Origin of the sequence: Proteiniphilum saccharofermentans (assembly GCF_900095135.1) — a bacterium.
GTDB classification, from domain to species: domain Bacteria; phylum Bacteroidota; class Bacteroidia; order Bacteroidales; family Dysgonomonadaceae; genus Proteiniphilum; species Proteiniphilum saccharofermentans.
The window spans coordinates 2,947,100-2,971,284 of record NZ_LT605205.1 but is presented as its reverse complement, the minus strand read 5'-3'; the positions used below and the strand labels follow the sequence as shown (position 1 = coordinate 2,971,284).

Annotated in this window: 19 protein-coding genes; 15 read left to right on the top strand and 4 right to left on the bottom strand. The window is 45.9% G+C overall.

The features are described from left to right. Positions 1 to 357 precede the first annotated feature (357 nt). The 6 genes from PSM36_RS11605 to PSM36_RS11580 all read left to right on the top strand — a co-directional run bounded on the left by PSM36_RS11605 (position 358) and on the right by PSM36_RS11580 (position 7,910). The gene (locus PSM36_RS11605) at positions 358 to 2,895 is read left to right on the top strand and encodes an adenosylcobalamin-dependent ribonucleoside-diphosphate reductase (protein ID WP_076932222.1); all 2,538 of its coding nucleotides are present in this window, start codon (positions 358 to 360) and stop codon (positions 2,893 to 2,895) included. Between the two features lie 72 nt (positions 2,896 to 2,967). Continuing rightward, complete coding sequence (locus PSM36_RS11600; protein ID WP_173823137.1) at positions 2,968 to 3,762, top strand: ADP-ribosylglycohydrolase family protein; 795 nt, start codon at positions 2,968 to 2,970, stop codon at positions 3,760 to 3,762. A 164-nt stretch (positions 3,763 to 3,926) separates the two neighbouring features. Further along, positions 3,927 to 4,520 (top strand): IMPACT family protein, encoded by a 594-nt coding sequence (locus tag PSM36_RS11595; protein WP_076931028.1) that lies wholly within the window; start codon positions 3,927 to 3,929, stop codon positions 4,518 to 4,520. A 93-nt stretch (positions 4,521 to 4,613) separates the two neighbouring features. After that, a complete protein-coding gene (topA, locus tag PSM36_RS11590) occupies positions 4,614 to 7,034 on the top strand; it encodes a type I DNA topoisomerase (RefSeq protein ID WP_076931027.1) in 2,421 nt (806 codons plus the stop codon). A 57-nt stretch (positions 7,035 to 7,091) separates the two neighbouring features. After that, positions 7,092 to 7,610 carry a GNAT family N-acetyltransferase gene (locus PSM36_RS11585; protein WP_076931026.1) on the top strand — a complete coding sequence of 173 codons (519 nt, stop codon included), beginning with the start codon at positions 7,092 to 7,094 and terminating at the stop codon, positions 7,608 to 7,610. A 30-nt stretch (positions 7,611 to 7,640) separates the two neighbouring features. Further along, a complete protein-coding gene (locus tag PSM36_RS11580) occupies positions 7,641 to 7,910 on the top strand; it encodes a hypothetical protein (RefSeq protein ID WP_076931025.1) in 270 nt (89 codons plus the stop codon). Here PSM36_RS11580 and PSM36_RS11575 read toward each other — a convergent pair. The 4 genes from PSM36_RS11575 to PSM36_RS11555 form a co-directional block, all read right to left on the bottom strand. After that, the gene (locus PSM36_RS11575) at positions 7,904 to 8,461 is read right to left on the bottom strand and encodes a chromate transporter (protein WP_076931024.1); all 558 of its coding nucleotides are present in this window, start codon (positions 8,459 to 8,461) and stop codon (positions 7,904 to 7,906) included. The two genes, PSM36_RS11580 and PSM36_RS11575, sit on opposite strands and share 7 nt — an antisense overlap. 1 nt (position 8,462) lies before the next feature. Further along, on the bottom strand, positions 8,463 to 9,011 hold the full coding sequence (locus PSM36_RS11570; RefSeq protein ID WP_161947593.1) for a chromate transporter: 549 nt from the start codon (positions 9,009 to 9,011) through the stop codon (positions 8,463 to 8,465). A gap of 544 nt (positions 9,012 to 9,555) precedes the next feature. Then, positions 9,556 to 10,911, bottom strand: coding sequence for a TrpB-like pyridoxal phosphate-dependent enzyme (locus PSM36_RS11560; RefSeq protein WP_076931021.1), 1,356 nt, complete (start codon positions 10,909 to 10,911; stop codon positions 9,556 to 9,558). A 103-nt stretch (positions 10,912 to 11,014) separates the two neighbouring features. After that, positions 11,015 to 13,318, bottom strand: a complete 2,304-nt coding sequence (locus tag PSM36_RS11555) for an NADP-dependent malic enzyme (protein ID WP_076931020.1) — start codon at positions 13,316 to 13,318, stop codon at positions 11,015 to 11,017. Positions 13,319 to 13,706: 388 nt separating this feature from the next. Here PSM36_RS11555 and PSM36_RS11550 point away from each other — a divergent pair, with 388 nt between their 5' ends. The 9 genes from PSM36_RS11550 to PSM36_RS11510 all read left to right on the top strand — a co-directional run bounded on the left by PSM36_RS11550 (position 13,707) and on the right by PSM36_RS11510 (position 24,171). Continuing rightward, entirely contained in the window at positions 13,707 to 14,462 is a 756-nt protein-coding gene (locus PSM36_RS11550) for a LiaF transmembrane domain-containing protein (RefSeq protein WP_083711033.1), read from the top strand. A 38-nt stretch (positions 14,463 to 14,500) separates the two neighbouring features. Continuing rightward, complete coding sequence (locus PSM36_RS11545) at positions 14,501 to 15,349, top strand: LytR/AlgR family response regulator transcription factor (RefSeq protein ID WP_083711032.1); 849 nt, start codon at positions 14,501 to 14,503, stop codon at positions 15,347 to 15,349. Between the two features lie 108 nt (positions 15,350 to 15,457). Continuing rightward, a complete protein-coding gene (locus PSM36_RS11540) occupies positions 15,458 to 16,069 on the top strand; it encodes a TetR/AcrR family transcriptional regulator (protein ID WP_076931018.1) in 612 nt (203 codons plus the stop codon). Between the two features lie 91 nt (positions 16,070 to 16,160). Next, positions 16,161 to 17,612, top strand: a complete 1,452-nt coding sequence (locus PSM36_RS11535) for a TolC family protein (RefSeq protein ID WP_076931017.1) — start codon at positions 16,161 to 16,163, stop codon at positions 17,610 to 17,612. A 140-nt stretch (positions 17,613 to 17,752) separates the two neighbouring features. Next, positions 17,753 to 18,775 carry an efflux RND transporter periplasmic adaptor subunit gene (locus tag PSM36_RS11530; RefSeq protein WP_076931016.1) on the top strand — a complete coding sequence of 341 codons (1,023 nt, stop codon included), beginning with the start codon at positions 17,753 to 17,755 and terminating at the stop codon, positions 18,773 to 18,775. A 171-nt stretch (positions 18,776 to 18,946) separates the two neighbouring features. After that, positions 18,947 to 22,072, top strand: coding sequence for an efflux RND transporter permease subunit (locus tag PSM36_RS11525; RefSeq protein ID WP_076931015.1), 3,126 nt, complete (start codon positions 18,947 to 18,949; stop codon positions 22,070 to 22,072). 55 nt (positions 22,073 to 22,127) lie between these two features. Next, entirely contained in the window at positions 22,128 to 22,421 is a 294-nt protein-coding gene (locus tag PSM36_RS11520; RefSeq protein WP_076931014.1) for a PG0541 family transporter-associated protein, read from the top strand. 345 nt (positions 22,422 to 22,766) lie between these two features. Beyond that, a complete protein-coding gene (locus PSM36_RS11515) occupies positions 22,767 to 23,207 on the top strand; it encodes a thioredoxin family protein (RefSeq protein ID WP_076931013.1) in 441 nt (146 codons plus the stop codon). A 22-nt stretch (positions 23,208 to 23,229) separates the two neighbouring features. Continuing rightward, entirely contained in the window at positions 23,230 to 24,171 is a 942-nt protein-coding gene (locus PSM36_RS11510) for a UDP-3-O-acyl-N-acetylglucosamine deacetylase (protein WP_076931012.1), read from the top strand. Positions 24,172 to 24,185: the final 14 nt, after the last annotated feature.

Genomic DNA, 24,185 nt, shown 5'->3' with positions numbered 1-24,185 from the left:
TCAGTGAAGTTATACCAATTGGAAAACTTTTTCTCTCTTTGGTAAAATTAATTATCTGATTATTAATATTTTATGATTTTTTCTGGAAAACTTTGGGATTTTGTTGATAAAAAAATAGATAAAAATTTTGGATTCTTAGAAACTTTCCATAAACTTGCAAAACCAAAAAACCTTACTTTGATAAATTGAGTGGTCTGTTTTGGAGAATAAGTGACATTTTAGAACTATTTCGTTAAGTGAGAGCAGAAACAAAGCTTGCTTTGGTTTTGCCGAGCGCAGAATTGGAAATCGAGAAGCGAAGGCGATTCAAAATGTCTAATGTAATTGAAATTTTATTTATTATATAATTTTTTCCTGATGAAAAAGAAGACATACACTTTCGACGAAGCCTATAACGCCTCGTTAAGGTATTTCCAGGGCGATGAACTGGCGGCCAAGGTGTGGGTAAGCAAATACGCCCTCAAAGACAGTCAGGGTGATATCTATGAAAAGACGCCCGAAGATATGCATTGGCGTTTGGCCAAAGAAGTAGCCCGGATCGAAAAGAAATATACCAATCCATTGAGCGAAAAAGAGTTGTTTGACCTTTTCGACCGTTTTCGTTATATCATTCCCCAGGGAAGTCCTATGACCGGTATCGGAAATGATTACCAGGTGGCCTCGTTATCAAATTGCTTTGTGATAGGGATGGATGGCGATGCCGATTCCTATGGCGCCATTATCCGTATCGACGAGGAGCAGGTACAATTAATGAAACGCCGCGGCGGGGTAGGGCACGACCTCTCTCATATCCGGCCGAAAGGATCGCCCGTAAAGAATTCGGCACTCACTTCCACTGGCTTGGTTCCTTTTATGGAACGCTACTCCAATTCCACGCGTGAAGTGGCACAGGACGGTCGTAGAGGTGCTCTGATGTTGAGCGTATCTATCAAGCATCCCGACTCGGAAGATTTTATCAATGCCAAGTTGGAGCAGGGTAAAGTAACCGGAGCCAATATCTCGGTAAAAATCGATGATGGATTTATGGAAGCTGCATCAGAAGGAAAACCCTATGTACAGAAGTTTCCTGTCGATTCCGACAAACCGAAATATGAAAAAACGATTGATGCCGAGAGGTTATGGAAAAAGATCGTGCACAATGCCTGGCAATCGGCTGAACCTGGTGTGCTGTTCTGGGATACCATCATCCGCGAGTCGATCCCCGACTGTTATGCCGACCTGGGTTTCAGAACCGTATCGACCAATCCGTGCGGTGAAATCCCTTTGTGTCCTTACGATAGTTGCCGCCTGTTGGCTATTAACCTTTATTCCTATGTGGTGAATCCCTTTAAGGAGGATGCTTATTTCGATTTCGAACTGTTTGGCAAACATGTACGGTTGGCGCAGCGTATCATGGACGATATCGTGGATCTGGAATCGGAAAAGATCGATATGATCCTCGAAAAAATAGAAGCCGACCCCGAATCGGAAGAAGTAAAATATTCCGAGCGTAATCTCTGGAAGAAGATCCAACTTAAAACCCTGCAAGGGCGTCGTACCGGTGTAGGTATCACTGCAGAGGGAGATATGCTCGCTGCATTGGGTATTCGTTATGGAACTGACGAGGGTAATGATTTCTCGGAAAAAGTACACCGTACAGTGGCACTCAATGCCTATGCCTCATCTGTGGAGATGGCAAAAGAGCGGGGTGCATTCGAAATATTCGATATAGAAAGAGAGAAAAACAATCCCTTTATCAATCGCCTGAAAGAGGCTGATCCTCAGCTGTATGAGGATATGGTGAAATACGGAAGGCGTAATATAGCCCTCCTTACCATCGCCCCTACAGGAACAACCAGTCTTATGTCGCAGACCACTTCGGGTATCGAGCCGGTCTTTTTGCCTGTTTATACCCGTCGTCGTAAGGTAAACCCCAATGACAAGGATGTGAAGATCGACTTCGTGGATGAGAACGGCGATTCATGGGAAGAATACACGGTGTTCCATCATAAATTCGTGACCTGGATGGAAGCCAAGGGCTATTCTACTACCAAACGCTACACCAACGAAGAAATCGATGAGATGGTGGCAAAATCACCCTACTATAAAGCTACCTCCAACGATGTGGACTGGCTGCAAAAGGTAAAGATGCAGGGAAGAGTGCAGAAATGGGTAGACCACTCAATTAGCGTGACTATCAACCTGCCGAATGATGTGACCGAGGAGCTGGTGGGCGAATTATACATGGAAGCGTGGAAGAGCGGTTGTAAAGGTTGTACGGTCTATCGCGACGGATCGCGGGCCGGTGTGCTTATCTCCAACGGTGACAAAAAAGAAGAAAAAGACGATGACTGTTACGAATTGCCGGCAATTGTCACCTCCCGTCCTGTTGAGTTGGAAGCCGATGTGATCAAGTTCCAGAATAATAAGGAGAAGTGGATCGCTTTCATCGGATTACATAATGGCAGGCCGTATGAGATCTTCACTGGGATCAATGATGAGGATGATGGTATTATGTTGCCTAAGACGGTTACTTCCGGGAAGATTATCAAGGCATATGACAGCGACGGCCGGAAGCATTATGATTTCCAGTTCCAGAACAGGCGTGGTTACAAGGTGACCATCGAAGGGCTGGATGGAAAGTTCAATCCTGAGTATTGGAACTATGCAAAGCTGATTTCCGGGGTATTACGTTACGGTATGCCGATTGATCAGGTGATCAAACTGGTATCGGGGCTGGAACTCGACAGCGAGACTATCAACACCTGGAAGAACGGTGTGGAGCGCGCACTGAAGAAATACCTTCCCAACGAAACCGAAGCCAAAGGACAGAAGTGTCCCGTCTGCGGCCAGGAGACGTTGGTCTATCAGGAAGGATGCCTCAAATGTCGTAACTGCGGTGCATCCAAGTGCTAGTGATATATAATTTATTTACCCGCCATTCCGGTTCAACTACCGGTTTGGCGGGTAAATTTTTTTGATATAATCATGCTTTATCCTACACCAACTATCATAGGTGCAATCGCGGGTGATATCATTGGTTCCGTTTTTGAACGGAATAACGTGAAGACAGCAAAGTTCCCGTTGTTCTCGGATAAATCGGACTTTACGGATGACACTGTACTCACGGTCGCTGTGGCCGATGCTATTCTCCATGACAAAGATTTTGCCGAAACTATTTGGAAATATGGACGGAAGCATCCTTACCGGGGTTATGGCGGCTTTTTTATCGAGTGGCTGCAATCGGAAAACCGTGCACCATATGGAAGTTATGGAAACGGTTCGGCGATGCGTGTGAGTCCTGTCGGTTTTGCCTTTGACACGCTGGAAGAGGTGCTGGACGTTGCCAGACAAACAGCGGAAGTGACCCACGATCATCCTGAAGGTATCAAAGGCGCACAGGCAGTTGCTTCTGCCGTTTTTTTCGCCCGAAAGGGAAAAACGAAGGATGAAATAAAACAATACATCACCGAAACTTTTGGCTACGATCTCAATTTTACGCTTGATGAGATCCGTTCGTATTATACTTTCGACACTACTTGCCAGGGTTCCGTCCCGCAAGCAATCAGGGCTTTCCTCGAAAGTTCGGATTATGAAAGCGCTATCCGGCTGGCTATTTCAATCGGAGGCGACAGCGATACCATAGCCTGTATGACAGGAGCCATTGCCGCAGCTTATTACAAGGAAATCCCCATCTATATTCTCGATTTAGTATATAATATCTTACCCGAAACGTTCATCGACGTGTTAGACCTGTTTGAAAAGAGGATATCTTCGAGATAAAAGAGTCATAGGCATAATAGCTGTTAAAGAGAATTATTTGCGTATAAATATTGATAAAGGAAATACCGTGGGAGGAACATTGAAATAATTAAGTTAAGCGTGAAACATTAAAACAACCCTGTCGGCATTATGCCTGTTCCATCCACTTTTACTATTTTTGTGGTATGGACGATACATATAAAACCGTAATCCGACCTGCCGAAGGATATATCACCGAAAAGAAAAGTAAGTTCATATCTCACATCTTTCCGGTGAAGAGTGTTGAAGAGGTGAAAGAGATACTGGATGAGCAACACAAGAAATATTACGATGCCCGCCATGTCTGTTGGGCCTATATGTTGGGGTGGGAGAGAATCGATTTCCGCTCCAATGATGATGGGGAGCCGTCGGGAACGGCGGGAAGGCCTATCCTGGGACAGATCAATTCAGCCGAACTGACCGATGTGCTGATTACCGTAGTGCGCTATTTCGGCGGTACACTTCTGGGAACGGGCGGATTGATCAAAGCATACAAGGAGGCGGCCGCCGATGCCGTTGCCAACGCGGAGATCGTGGAAAGAACAGTCGATGATACCATCAATATCGCTTTCGATTATACCTTGCTCAATGAGGTGATGCGTGTGTTAAAACAATTTGATACCGTGCGCTGGACACAGGATTTTACCGATAGTTGCCGTATGCGTCTTGAAATACGCCGGACATTGTCTCCACAGCTTACTAATATGTTGACTTCCATTCATGGAGTGACCCTCTATTAAACATAAAAACACCTTCACAAACAAGGATTTTCTGAAAAAGATATTGTTCCTTACACAAAACTTAGTACTTTTGCACCCAAATTGTAAAGTTGAATGGATAAAAACCTGGTTATCGTAGAGTCACCTGCGAAAGCAAAGACAATTGAGAGGTTTCTCGGAAAGGATTTTCATGTCATGTCCAGCTACGGGCATATTCGCGATCTGAAGAAAAAAGATTTCAGTATCGATATTGAGAACGGCTTTATGCCGATTTATGAGATTCCTGCCGATAAGAAAAAAGTTGTTAATGAGCTGAAGGCGGCGGCGAAAAAAGCTGAAACGGTCTGGCTCGCTTCCGATGAGGACCGCGAGGGGGAGGCCATCTCATGGCATCTCTTTGATGCGCTGGAGCTGAAGGAGGATAAGACCAAACGTATCGTATTTCACGAAATCACAAAGGATGCCATTCAACAAGCAATCCAAAATCCCCGTAAGATCGACCAGAACTTAGTGGATGCACAGCAGGCGCGGAGGGTACTCGACCGTATCGTGGGCTTCGAGCTCTCGCCGGTGTTGTGGAGAAAGATAAAACCGGCCCTCTCTGCCGGACGTGTGCAATCTGTCGCAGTACGCCTGATTGTCGAAAGGGAACGGGAAATCCAGAATTTCAAATCGGAAGCGGCTTACAGGATTGTAGCCCTTTTCACTAAAGAGGAGAACGGGCATCAGTATGAGATCAAAGCCGAATATAACAAACGGCTTAAGACCAAAGCTGAAGCGCTGGTGCTGTTAGAGCAACTCAAGACATCGGCCTTTACCGTGGGCGATGTCCATGTTCGTCCGGCAAAGAAATCGCCTGCACCTCCATTCACAACCTCCACCCTGCAACAGGAAGCGTCGCGTAAGCTGGGCTTCTCGGTAGGACAGACCATGATGGTGGCGCAACGCCTTTACGAGTCAGGGAAGATAACCTATATGCGTACCGACTCGGTACATCTCTCCGCACTGGCGATCGGAACTGCCAAAACGGAAATTAGCAGTCAATACGGAGAGAAATATATCAAAAGCCGGCAGTACGCTACCCAGTCTAAGGGTGCACAGGAGGCGCACGAAGCTATCCGCCCGACTTATATCAGTACACATGAGATTGATGGTACTGCCCAGGAGAAGCGGCTCTATGAGCTGATCTGGAAGCGTACCATTGCTTCGCAGATGGCGGATGCCGAATTGGAGCGCACTACTGCAGATATCACTATTTCCAACAACGACGGTAAATTCGTGGCTAACGGTGAAGTAATTAAATTCGACGGATTTCTGAGGGTCTATCTGGAAGGAACCGACGAGGAGAACGGTGAAAATGAAGAGGGGATGCTGCCTCCCATGAAAAAAGGTGAACAACTCACCATGCTGGAGACGAATGCAACAGAACGCTTTACACAACGTCCCCCGAGATATACCGAAGCAGCATTGGTGAGGAAGATGGAAGAACTGGGTATCGGACGCCCTTCTACTTATGCACCTACCATTTCTACCATCATCAACCGGGAGTATGTGGAGAAAGGGAATATAGAAGGAGAAGAGAGAATCTATAATATCCTTACCCTCAAGAAAGGAGTTATTAAAGATACCCACAAAAAAGAGATTGCCGGTGCCGATAAAAATAAATTAATCCCGACTGATATCGGTATGGTAGTAAACGATTTTCTGGTGGAGTATTTCCCCTCGATCGTCGATTACAATTTTACGGCCAAAGTGGAGAAGGATTTCGATAAGATTGCCGAGGGTGAAGCCCAGTGGAACAAATCGATTGCCGATTTCTATAAAATGTTTCACCCCATCGTGGAAGAGACGTCGCAGATGCGCACCGAACACAAAGCGGGTGAACGGGTGTTGGGTACGGATCCCAAGACGGGGCGCCAGGTATCGGTGAAGATAGGTCGTTATGGTGCCATGGCGCAGATAGGAACCCAGGATGAAGAGGAGAAACCGCTTTTTGCTTCGTTGCAAAAATCACAATCTATCGAGACCATCACTCTCGAAGAGACCCTGAAACTGTTTGAATTACCGCGAACAGTGGGTGAATTTAGAGGGAAAGAGGTGGTGATCGGGGTTGGTCGGTTTGGTCCTTATATCCGTCACAACAATAAATTTGTTTCATTACCTAAGGGAGTCGATCCGTTAGAGGTCCGGCTCGATGAAGCTATTGAACTGATCGAGGCGAAGGAGAAAAAAGATAAGGAAAAGGTCATCAAAACTTTTGAGGAAGATCCCGACCTACAGGTGTTGAACGGTCGTTACGGTCCCTATATCGCCTACAAAAAATCGAATTATAAGATTCCCAAAGGGCAAAAACCGGAGGAACTCTCCCTGGAAGATTGCCGTAAGATTATTGCCGATACAGATAAGGGAAAGGAACCCAAAGCTGGGAAGGGAGCAACAAAAGCAGCCGCCACCAAGACTGCGGCAAAGAAATCATCGACTGGAAAATCGTCGGCAAAGAAGACAACCAAGAAACCATCGGCAAAAAAGGCATAAAGAGAGATAAGAATCAAAAGTCAAGACAACCCAACCGTAGTGCTGTAAATAATTGGAATGATCACCCGGATACGACCCACAACCCATGACGATCTGCCGGAGGTGATGGAGATATATGCCATCGCCCGTGATTTTATGTGCAGTACCGGAAATGTTTCGCAATGGACGGACGGCTATCCCTCGGTTGCCTTTATCAAAGAAGAGATAGATGCAGGACACAGTTTTGTCTGTGAAAACCAGGAGGGAGAATTGATTGGTACTTTCTGTTTTATCATTGGCGATGATCCTACTTATGAGAAGATCTATGAGGGAGAATGGCTCAATAATGACCTCTATGGTACCGTACACCGTATCGCATCATCAGGCAAAGAAAAAGGAATTGCCGAAGCCTGCTTCCGGTGGTGTTTCTCTCAATGTAACAACATTCGGGTAGATACGCATCGTGATAACCGTGTGATGCAGCGGATACTCAAAAAACTGGGATTTACCTACTGCGGTATCATCTATGTCTCCAATGGAACAGAACGGCTTGCTTATCAGAGAATAGATATGTTGAGTGAGATTGATGGAGATTGAGTGAGATTGAAGAAGATTGAAGGAGATTGAATGAGATTGAATGAGATGGAGGAGATAAACCTTGATATAGGCATTGACTATAGTAACGACCCTTTTTATACTGAAACATGGTTTTTAGTTCTGATTGCGCTATTACTCCTGTTTTTTCTGGTACTGCTTATCCGGGCCGGAAAGAGGAGCCGGAGAAGGCGGAAGGCTGAAAAGGCATTGAAAAAAGCACTCAAGGAGTCAGCGGAATTTCAGAAAGAAGACTCAAATGAGACAAATGAATCCGGGAGACCGGAGAACACCTCTCAATAAAGAATCAGTCCAATCACACCGGAGAGAAAAATAAGCAGGATCGGATCGACCTTTTTGATGGATGCCGCCAATACCACTCCAAAAATGATCCAGCTTTTATAATCAATAAAATTGTAAGGAGTAATCAGTATAAGTGCTGCGGAAGCAATCAACCCGATAATAGCCGGTTTCAGAATCGAGAGGGCCGACTGCAACCATGGGTTATTCTTGAGGCGGAAGAAAAAAGCGGTGACAAGTGTCATCAGGATAAGAGAGGGCAGACTTACCGCAAAGGTGCAGATTGCCGAGCCGATCACTCCGTAACCCGACGCAAACCCCATCTCCGTAACGGCCGAATAACCTATATAAGTAGCTGAATTGAAGGCTATAGGCCCCGGCGTGGTCTGTGAGATAGCCACAATATCGGTGAAGTCGCTTACCGACATCCATTGATGCGTATCGACGATCTCGTGCTGTATAAGAGGCAGCATGGCATACCCTCCTCCAAAACCGAACAGGCCGATCTTAAAGAATGCTACAAACAATGCCAGATAGAGGTCCAATAGTTCCATATTACTTATTTATTTTCGTTCTCAAATAAATAAAATGGGAAATTCCTAAAAGGATAGCTGCGAGTACAATATACATGGGGGAGACGTTTAGCTGCCAGACTGCAAGTGCTACAGCAACGGGAATCCATAGGTTCTTCCATCTCACCCCGGCCGATTTGCCCAGACTCAACAGGGGTGCGACAATTAGTGCTACCACTGCGGGACGGATACCTTTGAATATACGCTCTACTACCTCGTTATCCTTGAACTGGGTGAACACCATGGCGATAAGCAGGATCACGATAAAGGAGGGTAAAATAACGCCTGCTGCAGAAAAGAGGCTACCTTTAAATCCTCGCCGTTTATTTCCCACGAACAAGGCTGTATTGAGTGCGATAGGGCCGGGCATGGACTGGGCAATAGCAAGCATATCTATAAATTCGTCATCTTGTATCCATCTCTTTTTGTTGACTACCTCGTTGCGGATAAGGGGAATCATGGCGTAACCACCACCAAAAGTGAAGGCGCCGATCTTAAAAAAGACAATGAAGATTTCCCAATATTGTTTTATTGTAGCCATCTTGATAATGTGCCAATTTTACTCAATTGACAATGGATAATTGACAGTTGACAATGAAATCTTGAATTTTGAATCTTGAATTCTCGAATCATCTCCCATATAAAGTGAAAAGCAGACTGCAATCAGAGAAGATCTTCTTGCTAATCTGCTTTTTATAAAAAGCCGCACCGGTGGAATAAGACGAAACTCCTTATGACAGGATTTGAGTGTCTCGGTATCTTTGTAATCCGCTGTCCCGGTAAAACCGGAATCCCGAAGGATGCGGCCCGCCATTGATGCCAAAAACGAGTCTCGGTTCATAAAATGTAATTGATGAGTTTCCCAATCGACCAATGCGGCAATAACTCATTCAATAAATTTAGACTATTTCTACGCTCAACATAGTCAAAACAGGTTTTGCCTCTGTATTCGCTTAACGAAATAGTTCAATTGTATTTTCAAAGATAGGGGCTAAAAATGAAACTTCCAAATTATTTATGTTATTTTTCACCCTTTTTCGTCTGTTTATCCGCAATAGCGCTTATTCTCAATGAGATCAGGACTCAGCTGAAAATTTGCGGATATCTTCATCCGAAACCTCATGATTACTCAGATCACCCGCCAGATATTGGTCGTAAGCGGCCATATCTACCAATCCGTGTCCAGAGAGATTGAACAGAATAACCTTTTCTTTTCCCTCTTCTTTGGCTTGTAATGCTTCCCGGACGGCTACCGCAATAGCATGGGTCGATTCGGGAGCAGGGATGATACCTTCGGTACGGGCAAAGAGTATACCTGCTTCAAACGTCTCCAGCTGTTTGATGCTTACCGCCTCAATCAACTTATCTTTCAGCAGTTGGCTCACGATACTACCTGCCCCGTGATAACGCAATCCTCCGGCGTGGATATTGGCCGGGGCGAACTTGTGCCCCAGTGTGTACATCGGGATCAGCGGTGTATAGCCGGTCTCGTCACCAAAATCATAACGGAACTCCCCTCGCGTCAGCTTGGGACAGGATGCAGGCTCGGCCGCAATAAACCGTGTGTTGGTTTTTCCGGCAATATTGTGACGCAGGAATGGAAAGCTGATACCGGAGAAGTTGGAACCACCGCCAAAACAGCCAATTACCACGTCGGGATACTCGTCGGCCATCGCCATCTGTTTCTCTGCTTCCAAGCCGATAATCGTCTGGTGCAGCGATACGTGGTTGAGCACACTTCCCAGCGTGTATTTGCAGTTGGGAGTCTGCATAGCCAATTCAATGGCTTCGGAGATAGCTGTTCCCAGGCTGCCTTGATAATTGGGATGCTCGGTGATGATTTTACGTCCTGCTTTGGTCGACATACTGGGGGAAGGGATCACCTGAGCTCCCCAGGTCTGCATCAGCGAGCGGCGGTAGGGTTTCTGCTCATAGCTGATCTTCACCATATAGACCGCCAGTTCCAGGTCGAATGCTTTCGCGGCAAATGCCAGTGCGGTACCCCATTGTCCTGCACCGGTCTCGGTAGTGATGTTGGTTATTCCTTCTATCTTATTATAGTAGGCCTGAGGCAGTGCCGAATTGAGTTTGTGTGAACCTACCGGGCTTACACTTTCGTTCTTGAAGTAGATATGTGCCGGTGTGCCGAGTGCTTTTTCCAATCCGGTAGCGCGTACCAGCGGGCTGGGGCGGTAAATTTTGTATTTCTCTCTAACCTCCTCGGGGATATCGATCCAGGCATCGGTCTGGTTCATCTCCTGTCGCGACAGTTCTTCGGCAAAGAGTGGGTAAAGATCTTCCGCTTTCAATGGTTCTTTCGTCTGCGGGTTGATCATGGGTTGAGGTTTGTTTTTCATTTCAGCCGTCACATTATACCATTGGGTAGGTATCTCTGCTTCGGGGAGAATGAATTTCTTTCTTTTTTCCATCATTTCTATATTTTGTTTAGGTTTAATTTTCTGTTTGTTTCTCCCTGCAAAACCGTTTTACAGGGTAGTTGCCCGGATTTACATTGCCGGGGTGAGGTGATGTTTTCTATTCTATCCTTGTGAGGTTGTTGGTTTGGATATTTTCCTCCACAATCGCATCGATTACTGCTACTGCTACCATGTGGACTATATCGCGTACCGATGTTTCCACATCGAGGATATGTACCGGTTTCTTCAATCCCATTTGGATCGGACCGATAATATCTTTCGTACCGGTTTCCCTTAACAATTTATAGGCTGAATTGGCCGAGCTGAGATTGGGAAATACCAAGGTATTTACTTCTTTATCACGTAGGCGGGTAAACGGGTATTTCTTGTCGCGCAGTTCTTTGTTGAGTGCATAGTTTACCTGCATTTCACCGTCCACTACCAGGTTCGGGTATCTTTCGTGCAGCGTCTCCACCACCTTGTGCACGCTGGCGGGACTACCCACCGAGTCTGCCCCGAAATTGGAGTAGGAGATCATGGCGATTACCGGATCGTGCGCGAAAAACTTAACAGTAGCGTTGGCCAGCCGGGCGATATCTATCAGCGCCTCGGTGTCGGGATGGCGGTTGAAGAGTGTATCGGCAAGGAAGAGTACACCCTTTTTTGTATTGACAATATGCATGGCGCCGATGTGGTTCAACCCGTCACGGATACCGATCACCTCTTTGGCGATATCAGTGGTATCGGCATATTTACTGAACACACCCGTAATCATGGCGTCCACATCGCCCGTCTCTACCATCATCATGCCGAAATAGTTCCGCTCAAACATCTTCTCGGCTGCTTCGTCGAAGGTCATACCGTGTCGTTTCCGCTTCTGTGCAAGGAGTTCCGCATAACGTAAACGCCGCTCTTCTTCCCGGTCGTGCCGGAGGTTCACGATCTCAATTCCTTCGAGGCTGATCTGGTTTTCTTTGGCTACTTTGGCAATCTTCTCTTCGTTCCCGAGCAGAACGGGTTTGCATATCCCTTCGGCATACGCCGTTTCGGCTGCCTTGAGCATGTTGAGGTGGTTAGTTTCGGAAAAGACTACTCGCTTCGGATTCTGGCGCGCCATCTCGAACAGGCGGCGGATCATCTTGTTGTCCAATCCCATCAGGTCACGCAACTTATGGTCATATTGTTCCCAGTCGGTGATCGGTTTGCGGGCTATACCCGACTCCATAGCTGCTTTTGCCACTGCCGGGGCGACAGTAGTCAGCAATCTCGGATCCAGGGGTTTGGGTATGATATAGTCTCTGCCGAAACTCAGTTTCTTGATGCTATAGGCGGCATTCACCACGTCGGGCACCGCTTTTTTAGTCAGCTCTGCCAGTGCGTACACCGTGGCGACTTTCATCTCCTCGTTGATGCAGGTTGCCTGCACATCGAGCGCTCCGCGGAAAATATAGGGGAATCCCAGTACATTATTGATCTGGTTGGGATAATCGGAACGTCCTGTAGCGAAAATAATGTCCTCTCTTGATGCCATGGCCAGTTCGTAAGAAATCTCCGGGTTGGGGTTGGCCAGTGCAAATACGATCGGGTCGGAATTCATTGACTGGAGCATTTCGGGAGTAAGAACATCGGCTACGGAAAGACCAAGGAACATATCGGCATCCTTTATAGCTTCCTCTAAAGTAAAGATATTGCGGGTAGTGGCAAATGGTTTTTTGCGATCATTCAGGTCGGTCCTCGAAGTGTTGATCACCCCTTTTGAGTCGAGCATCACGATATTTTCCGGTTTTGCTCCCAAAGCGATGTATAACTGTGTACAAGAGTTGGCAGCGGCTCCCGCACCGTTCACCACGATACGGATATCTTCAATCTTCTTACCGTTTAGTTCCAATGCATTCAACAATCCGCAGGCGGAGATGATTGCCGTACCATGCTGGTCGTCATGCATAATGGGTATATCCAGTTCATTTTTCAGGCGTTCTTCGATCTCGAAGCATTCCGGCGCTTTGATATCCTCCAGGTTGATGCCCCCGAAAGTAGGGGAGATGGCTTTCACCACTTCAATAAATTTTTCGGGATCTTTTTCGTTTACCTCGATATCGAACACATCGATCCCGGCGAATATTTTGAAGAGCAATCCTTTCCCTTCCATCACGGGTTTACCTGCCATTGCACCAATATCACCCAGACCCAGTACGGCGGTACCGTTGGAGATTACTGCCACTAAATTACCTTTCGATGTGTAATCATAGGCTGTCTGCGGATCTTTTTCGATCTCCAGGCAAGGTTCTGCCACGCCGGGAGAGTAGGCGAGTGAGAGATCGCGTTGCGAACTATGGGGTTTTGTGGGAACAACTTCTATTTTTCCGGGGCGCCCCTGCGAATGATAGGCAAGGGCGTCGTCATGTAGTTTATTATTTGCCATTTTGATTGTTATTGTGCGGTAAAAATATAAATGTGTGCAAATTTATAAAATTATCATCACAAATTATAATTTTTATTGCTTCTCCTTCACAATACCAATAAACCATTTGCGTTCATGGGCCTGGCGTTACCCCTTACCGATGCAACTTACAGATAATAGCAGGAGAGTTGTCTCCAACGAGAAAAAGAATAAAAAAATGTGTTTCTTTTCATATGGCTTACTGTTATTTTCATACATTTACAGCCATTTTCCAGGACGGAGAAAAAAGGTATCGTTTAAAGGAAAAAATAGTTCATTCGTCGGGTAAATCGGATGCGTTCATCGATTTTCAGTTGTTTCCGACCCCTTTTGAAGCGTAAATTTGTGCAAATTCTAAATTGTATTTATTATGGAAATAAATTCATGTTTTACATTTCATCATTCGCCAAAGTCGAAAGGGATTATTTTCGGTCTGTTGTTGATTATAGCCGGATTGCTGTTTCTATCATTTAATTTCGGATGGATTGATGCCGCCCTCAGGCCTATCCTGTTTTCATGGCCGATGATCTTTATTGTACTTTCCATTATCAGTTTTTCCAAAAGAGATTATTCTTTCGGGGTGATTTGGTTGATCGCGGGACTCTTCTTCCTGCTTCCCCGTATAGCGGAAGCTTATCCGGGATTTATCAGCGGCGTTGATACGGATTTTGCCCGTATCTATTGGCCGGTATTGCTCATCCTCCTGGGACTTGTGCTTGTTTTCAGGATAGGTTCCGGCAGGGGTAGGAGGCAGCACGGATACAAACAGATAGGAGCCGATTCTACAGAAAACGTAAACGGGAGAATAGACAAAAGCGTGCTGTTCGGCGGTTCCGAGAGTATTTTCTTAGACCCTATTTTCAACGGCGGCAGCATAAACGCCACTTTTGGCGGTGTGGTGCTTGACCTGAGAAGAACCACGCTCCCGGAAGGAGAGACCTTTCTCGATATTGACGCCACTTTTGGGGGTGTGGAGCTCTATATTCCCGGTGATTGGTGGATCGAGACACGATTTCAGACTGTTCTGGGAGGTGTTGAAGATAATCGGATCATTTCCCAGCCCGATCATACCCGAAAGCTGATCCTGCAAGGCAATCTGACCTTTGGAGGATGCGAAATACGGTAGACAAACAGAAAAACGGTAACCCAATTTAAAAACAAGGAATGAAGCTCTCATTGACGTATATACCCTTACGACTGTTACCAGTGATAGTCCTGGGCGTAATGTACGCCCTATTGCAAACGGCGGCATTTCTCCCGATTGTCTCCTTTCCCCTTGGTTTGCTTTTACTAAAGAGTTGCATTGATGCGATCATCTTACTGGGAATGGGGATGCTGCTGGCAGTCATCATTCCGTCTTCCAACTATGTGAGATTAGATGTCTTTCAGCGGTTTATCAATTATTTCGCATTGGGGTTCCTCTATATATCCATATGGGTACTCTTTGGTTATCTCTCTTCCATCCTTCTGCTCGGTAATGAAAACAGGGATGAGATTCGTTCACTTATTCCGTTGTCCGCTTTTATCGGCCTGTTTATGTATGTGATACATGTGCAAATAATCCATTTCAGGATGATACAAAGGGAAACTGAAAAGGAGAGGCAGAAAGAAGAGGAGCCGGAAACAGACTCTGCGGAACCGCACGCCGACAGGGAAAAAGAGAATAGCAATGGAGAGAGCGAAGTGCTGGAACGGGTAGCGGTAAAGATTGGTCAGAAGATACACGTGATTCTTGTCCCTGATATTGTCTATATCCAATCCGACGGCGATTATGTGCAGATAGTCACCCACCAGAACAGGTTTCTCAAAGAAGAGACCATGAAGTATTTCGAAGCGGGATTACCTTCGTCACAGTTTGTGAGAGTGCACCGTTCTTATATTGTAAATGTGGAAAAGATACTTCGTATTGAGATGTACGAAAAACAGAACCAGATGCTTACCCTTAAGAATGGAGACAAGATCAGGGCCAGCGTTGCGGGCTACAAGGCGTTGCGGGCCGTGCTGAACCTCTGAGTGTAACAGAATCTTAATGTAAAGTATGTTAAAACCTGGAAAACCAATTTGAGTTTTTGAGTTTTCTCTACTACCTTTGTGCCGTTTTTTTACGCAATCCGCCAATGAATGGATATAAAGGAAAGAATTATTGAAAAAGCGAGCCGTCTGTTCCAGCAATATGGTATAAAGAATGTATCGATGGACGAGATCGCTTCCTCGCTGGGTATCTCGAAAAGGACCATTTATGAAAACTTCAAGGACAAGGAAGATATCTTGTTGTCGGCGCTTCTTCGCTTTAAGCAGGAAAGGGACAAGCATTTTATTGCTCTTCTCGGACAGAGCCCCAATGTGGTAGATGTGTTTATCAAAATCATCGAGGAGCATCAGCATATGCCCATCTGTAATGTGAGGTTTTTCGAGGATATCCAGAAATATTATCCCCGGGCCGCTAAGCTGATCAGGGAGCATGTTGAAACCAATAATAACTACCTGCGGGATTTTCTGCGACAGGGAATTAAGGAGGGGTATATCCGGGAGGACTTGGATGTGAATGTGGCTGCTTTTCTGGTAGAAGAGACCACTTACACCTATATCCGCGCCTCTTATCTTGAGAAGCCGCCCTTCTCGTTTCAAGATCTCTTTTACACAATGATGATCAACTTTGTGCGGGGTATATTGACAGGGAAAGGGATCAGGATCATAGACGCGTACTTAGAACAACAAAGAACAGGTAAGTAAACATTTTCATTAAGCAGTAAAAATTGAAAACGACTAATTCTAATGACCGTTTTCGTTTAAATGTAATTGAATTTTTAATTGAAATGAAGTAATGAATCTACGAAGTATAATACTATTATTACTGATACTACCGGGTCTTGCCGGTTTATCGACGGCAACAGCACAGCAAACCGATAGTTTGCAGATCGATTTGGACCGTGCATTGGAAATCGCTTTGAGTGAGAATCCCACGGTGAAGGTTGCCGATATGGAGATCACCAAGAAGCAGTATGCGAGGAAGTCGGCTTACGGGGCCCTTATGCCTCAGATGGATCTGATCGGGCAATACCAGCGCGCTATCAAAAGACAGACGGTCTACTTTGACGAAGGTTTCGGCATGGGAGGCGGAGATATTGACCCCGGGGATTATACCGAAGAAGAATTACAGATACTGCAGGTATTGCAAAAAGTGATGATGCCTGGCGGCGGTACTGATAGTGGTGAAGGGATCCAGATGGGGCGTTTTAACGTTTGGTCAGCCGGACTGAATGTGAGTCTGCCATTGGTAGTTCCTTCGCTATGGAAAAATATCCAGATGACCGAGGTGGATATCCAACTCGCTATGGAGCAGGCCCGTGCGTCGCGTATCAACCTGATGAACCAAGTAAAGAAATCATTTTTCAGCCTGTTGCTGGCGCAGGATAGCCACGACGTTTTCAGGAAAACTTACGAGACCGATTCCATCAACCTCGAGAATATCCGTAACCGGTATAATCAGGGAGTGGTGGCCGAGTATGATGTGATCACCGCCGACGTGCGGCTCAAAAGCCTTATACCCAGTATCCTTCAGTCGGAGAATATGATGAAGATCGCTGAATTGCAACTGAAGATGCTGATGGGGATCGATGGCGACATACCGCTGAAAGTGGTGGGTTCTTTGGATGATTATGAGAAGAGCATGTTCGATGCCATCATTCCGGCGGATACTTCGCTTATCAACAATAGTGATATCAAGCAGTTCGACCTGCAGGCCGAACAGGCACAAAAAGCCTATGAGTTGCAGAAACTGCAGTATGCTCCTTCACTGGTGACCTCTTTCAACTGGACCTACATGAGTCAGAACAATGACTTCAAGTTCAATACTTATCGTTGGGATCCCTATTCCATGCTGGGCTTCACGCTCCAGATACCTCTCTTTAGCGGCGGACAACGTTACCATAATGTGAAACAGGCACAGATACAGCTATGGCAACTCGATGAACAACGCAAGGATGTGGAAAGGGGGCTCAAGTTGTCGATCAGGAACAATTACGACCTTATCCACAAAAATATTGAACAGGTGGTAGCTACGCAATCATCCGTGGAACAAGCCCGCAAGGGCCATGAGATTACCCTGAAGCGGTACGAGACGGGAATGGGTACTATCGTGGATGTCAACGCGGCGGCATTGGCCGTGCTGAACGCCGAACTGCAGTACAGGAACGCCATCTACGACTATCTCTCGGCTAAAGCCGATCTGGAGAAAGTGCTGGGGTATGATATTACGCCGGTAAATATAGAATAAAGATTTAAGATTCAAAATTTAATATTCGAATGGCAAATCAACGTAGTCAAATCTGAAATCTTGAATTTTGAATCTTGAATCTTGAATTTTGAATTTTAAATGTGGAACCCAATTTAAAAATAAAATATATAAATAATTATATGAAACGATACAGTTTATTGAGAATAACTCCTTTACTGGCAGTTGCACTGCTTGCTTCCTGCGGAGGAGGAGACCGTACCGGGAACGCTGAAAGCGAAGCTATCCAGAAGACAAAGGTACGTGTGGAAGAGGTTCAATTGGTACCGGTGGATCAGATATCGACCTTTACCGCTACGGTAGAGGCTGATCAGGTGAATAATATTGCTCCCGCCATGGGAGGCCGCATTCGTGAAATCAGGGTGGATGTTGGTTCGCAAGTCCGTCGCGGACAGGCGTTGGTAACCATGGATAAGGCAAATCTTTCACAACAACAGACACAGGTAGCCACGTTGAAAAGGGACTATGAACGCTATAAAGAGCTGTATGAAGTAGGTGGTATTTCCAAACAGCAACTCGACCAGGCAAAGACCCAACTCGATGTGGCGGAGTATGCCCTGAATAATCTGGATGAGAATACTACGCTGACCAGTCCCGTAAACGGAGTGGTGACTGCTCGTAATTACGATCCGGGAGATGTAGCCGGACAGTCCCCCATCCTCACCATCGAGAGTATCAATCCCGTAAAGGTAAAGGTCAATGTCTCGGAGTCTTATTATAGCCAGGTGGTAAAGGGAATGCCGGTAGAAGTACAGGTAGATGCCCTGGGAGGAGAAGTGTTCCAGGGAAGCGTATCGTTGATACATCCCACGCTCGACCCCGTTTCGCACACTTTTACAGTAGAGATATCGGTGCCTAACGGCGACCAGCGGTTACGTCCCGGTATGTTTGCCCGTGTGAAGATGAACTTCGGTACCAATGAACGCCCGTTGCTTTCCGACAGGGCTGTATTGAAGCAGGTAGGTTCTAACGACCGTTATGTGTTCGTGGAAAAAGACGGAAAAGCAATCTACACTTTGGTACAACTGGGAGTCCGTATCAACGATAAATATGAGATCGTTTCCGGCCTGAATGACGGGGATAAAGTGATCGTGCAAGGTAATACCGGTCTGATTGACGGAGTTGAAGTGGAAGTTATAGATTAAGATTCAAAATTTAAGATTCAAAATTCAAAATTTGAATTGCAAGTCAGCGAAGCTAAATCTTGAATATGAAATCTTGAATTAAAAATATATAAGTATGAAACCGACATGTTTACAATAATCATTAAACATACAAGGTTCCATACACCGACAAGAAAAAAATAAAATAATCGTATGAAAATATATGAAACTGCGGTAAAAAATCCCGTGGGAACATCATTAATATTTATCGGTGTTGTGCTGATAGGGTTTTTGTTCTACAGGCAGCTGCCTATAGACCTCTATCCCAATATCGACATGAATATTGTCTCGGTCATGACCTCCTATTCGGGGGCAGGTGCCGAGGATGTGGAGACCAATGTAACCCGTCCGCTTGAAGATGTCCTGAACTCTACCGAGAAACTGAAAGAAATTACATCACAATCGAGGGACGGTATGTCAATGATCATGCTGGAGTTCGAATTCGGTACAGATATGGATGCCGTGATGAACGATGTGCGGGATAAGGTATCTCTGATATCGGGCTTTTTGCCTGACGGTACGGAAGATCCCATGATCCTGAAGTTCAGCTCTGACATGATACCGGTAGTAGTGCTCTCTGCCACTGCACAAGAGAGCTCGGGAGCACTGTATAAGATACTCGACGAACAGGTGGCCAACCCGCTCAACCGTATTTCGGGTGTGGGTACCGTTTCCGTCAGTGGTGCCCCCCAAAGGGAGATACAGGTGAATGTGGTACCTGAAAAACTGGAGGCATACAATATTTCCCTGGAACAGATCGCACAAGTGATCGCCACTGAAAATGTGAATGTCCCTGCCGGTAATTTCGATATCGGCACGCAGACCTATATGTTACGTCTCGAGGGAGAATTCAAGAACAGCCGCGACCTGAACAATATCATTGTGGGTAACAACCAGGGACGCGCCATCTATCTGCGGGATGTGGCATCGGTGAAAGATACACTGGAGTCCCGTATACAGGAGAATTATACCAACGGACAGCGGAGTGCTTCCATCGTGGTACAGAAACAGTCGGGTGCCAACACCGCAGCGATTGCTGATGCGGTAAAAGCACAGTTGCCTGTGCTGGAAAAGAGTCTTCCGCCCGATATCAAGCTTGTTACGGTAATGGATACTTCCGATTATATTAAAGTATCCATCAATAGTTTGCTGGAGACGATCGTGCTGGCACTTATTATCGTCGGTATCATCGTGCTTTTCTTCCTGGGGCGGTGGCGTGCCACCATCATTATCATGGTGACCATACCCATCTCGCTGATCGGATCGTTTATCTATCTCTATCTCACCGGCAATAGCATCAATATAATCTCGCTCTCAGCCCTTTCCATCACCATCGGGATGGTGGTGGACGATGCCATTGTGGTGTTGGAAAACATTACTTCCCATATTGAGCGGGGGAGCCGTGTCAGACAGGCTGCTGTGTACGGTACGGAAGAAGTATCCCTTTCCGTAATCGCCTCTACACTGACCATTATTGCGGTATTCTTACCGATGACCATGGTCGGTGGTTTTGCCGGTGTGATGTTCAAGCAGTTGGGATGGATGGTGACCATCATAATTTCTCTGTCGCTGATCATAGCCTTGACACTTACCCCGATGATGAGTGCGAAGATGATGCGCTCGAACAAGGATGCCAAGGCGTCCGGTTTCGACAAATGGTATAGTAGAAGAGTACTTCCGTTGCTCAACGGAATCGATCATGCTTACGCCCGATTGGTGAATTGGGTGGCTCGCAGGAGACGACTCACATTGTTGGGTGTGCTGGTTGTTTTTATCATAAGTGTGGTTGTCAGTGCCGTCACTTTGAAAACGGAATTTATGCCGGCGTCCGACAACAACGAAATTGGCATTACCGTGGAGATGCCTACCGGAACCCGTATGGAGGTTGCCCGGGAGGCAGGCCACAGGATAGCGCGGGGGATGCAGGAAAAATATCCGGAGATCGAGATCATCTCTTTCAGCGTGGGCGCGGCTTCGGAAGATAACACCTGGGCAGCCATGCAGGATAATGCCTCCAATATCATGACCTATACGATGCGTCTGACGGAGGCCAAGAACAGGAAAAAGACCATCTATGACATATCTGACGAAATACGTCAGGACCTTGCCAATATGCCGGAGTTGCATCGTTTCCGGGTAATGCCGGGTGGAGGCGATATGGGAATGACCGGTGGAAGTAATGTCGCGTTGAATATCTACGGGTATGATCTTGCAGCCACCGACCAACTCGCTGCCGAGATGAGAACCAAACTGGAAGGCGTGAAAGGATTGCGCGACATCACGGTATCGAGAAAAGATTACCGGATGGAGTACCAGATACAGTTCGACCGTGAGAAATTAGCGTTGAACGGACTGAACATGAGTACGGCGGCCAATGCTATCAGAAACAGGATCAACGGTCTTGTCATGTCACGTTTCCGTGAAGAAGGAGAAGAGTATGATATCCGGGTACGGTATGAAGAACAATACCGCCAGTCCATTGAAGATATCGAAAATATATTGATATACAACACGATGGGAGCCGGTGTGAGGGTACGTGACCTGGGGACAGTAATAGAAACTTCTACACTGCCGCAGATCGACCGTCAGGATCGCCAGCGTATTGTCACGGTGACCGGTACCATTTACGGTCGTGCCCTGAGTGAGGTGGTGACCGATGTAAATACCATTATGGCCGAAGCAGATCTGCCGGCAGGAGTGCAGATGGAGATAGGTGGATCCCTGGAAGACCAGCAGGAGTCATTTTCACAGTTGGGACTTCTTCTTATGATCGTTTCTCTGCTGGTATATATTGTATTGGCATCGCAGTTCGAATCGCTCACCTATCCGTTTATGATTATCCTCACCGTGCCGTTCGCCTTTACCGGCTCCATCCTCTTCCTTGCCCTTACGGGAGAACCACTCGGTATTATGGGATTTGTCGGGTTGATCATGCTTGTGGGAATGGTGGTGAAAAACGCCATCGTGTTGATCGACTACATCAACCTGAACCGGGAGAGAGGTATGTCCATTATCACGGCGGTAGTCCATGGAGGCCGTTCGAGGTTGCGTCCCGTATTGATGACCACCCTTACCACTATCCTGGGTATGGTTCCGTTGGCAATAGGTACAGGGCAGGGATCAGAGATGTGGAAATCACTGGGTATCTCCATTATCGGAGGTATGACCTTCTCCACCATCATTACCCTTATACTGATCCCGGCGCTCTATTCCATGATGGCAGGCTACGGTGTGCGCAGAAGACGCAGGAAACACCGCCGCGCGGTATTGATTGGTTAAAGTGAAAAATGCGAGGACATTGATAATTGGTAATTAGTAATTTGTAATTGAAAATATGAAAGCAGTAATGATAACTTTAGACCAGGCGCACTACGATGAGATCGTGGGCAACCTGAGTTCACTCAATATACGCGGATTCACTTCATGGAAAGAGGTGCACGGACGGGGAAGCAAGACCGGAGAACCGCATTACGGTTCCCACGCGTGGCCTTCGGTGAACAAGGCCATCCTTACTATCGTGGAGGACGACCGGGTGAAGCTGTTGCTGGACTATCTGAGGAAACTCGATGAAGAGTCGCCCAACCTGGGTCTCCGTGCCTTCGTATGGAGCGTGGAAGATATGATATGATTCGATTTTGATGATTGATTCCGGGGGGGCGTTGCTGACAAGTAGCGCCTTTCTTTTTGGATTTTCCGTCGTACATGTTACAGCCGGCAACTTTTAGGTATCGATTTTGTACAGTTGGGTAGCCAAAACATTCGTTTCGGTAAGTTTGTAAAAAAAGGCACGGAACTGTACCATAACTTTGTATTACGAAAAATAGGAGGGTAATCAATTTTATCAGGCAATGAAACGAGGATTAAAAATAGCAATTGTATCTACCGTATCTGTAATAGTATTTTCAGTGATGAGTCTTACCGGATTACTGTTATTGAGAAAGCAGATCATAAGCAGATCTTGAATGAGTAAATTATGGATAATAATCACTCTTTTTATTTTAGACCCTGGCACTTTTTACTGGCAATCGTGATATTCGTTGTACTGACAGGAATTGTAGCCCAGAAAAAAGTGAAGGATATTCCCTTGTCGGAAAAAGACAATTCGATTTTGACAGAATTGCATGAAATTAATCTGGATAAAAAAGGTATAACCTTTCTGTTTTTCTATCGGAAAGATTCCGAATTGTGCCAAAAGATGCGGTACAACATAGAGCAATTGGATGCAGAGAATCTTCACGGTATTCATTTCTATGCCATGGATATTGAAGAGAATGCCGAATATTATTATAAATACAATATCTCAGGGATTCCCAACCTGTTAATATTCAACGGAGATATCGAAATAAAACGGGTCATGGGCGTTGTGTCCACCAATAATTTAGAAAAAATAGTGAATAGGATAAAACCCTATTGACCTTCATCAATAAAATAATCATATGCAACAAAGAACTATAAAAGAAGCCTTTTCCGCCAATGGGAAAGGATTACACACAGGGTTAAAAACTACTATCACATTTCGTCCCGCACCTGTAGATTTCGGGTACAGGATAAAGCGGATTGATCTTGAGGGAAGTCCGGTAATTACGGCTTCCGCCGAAAATGTGATGAATACGCAGAGATGTACCGTCTTATCTGTAGATGGAATACAGGTTGCCATGATAGAACATGCGTTGGCTGCGCTTTACGGATGCGAGATTGATAATTGCCTGATTGAAATTGACTCACCTGAATTTCCGATACTGGACGGGAGTGCCATTGAATATGTGAATAATATCCACAGGGTAGGTTTCGAAGAGCAGTCTAAAGAGAGGATCTACTATGAGGTGGATCAAAATATTGAATATTTCGATGCAGAAACGGGATCATACCTGATATTAATGCCCTCCGACAGATTTAGCGTCCATGTGCAGATAGCATTCGACTCGGAGGTTTTACCTGTACAAAAGGCCTTTCTGGAAAATTTATCCGATTTTAAAGATGAGGTCTCGATGTGCAGGACATTTGTCTTTATAAGAGAGATTGAAAGTCTCCTGAAAACCGGATTGATTAAGGGCGGGGACCTGGATAACGCAATTGTCATTTACGATCAACTCATTCAACAGAAGGAATTGGATCGGTTGGCCGATGTCATGGGTATAGAGAGGAGAAAGATTGATAAAACCGGATATATAGTAAACAGGCCGCTTTTGTTTCCTAATGAACCCGCAAGGCATAAATTACTGGATGTTATCGGGGATATAGCCCTTGTCGGCAGGTTTATCAAAGGAAGAATAATCGCGAATCGTCCCGGTCACCGGATTAATAACCTGTTCGCAAGGAATATAATTGAACAGATCGAAACGAAGCCTGTCTTTGAGATGCATGCAAATTTTTTATAGAAAATCCCCATTAA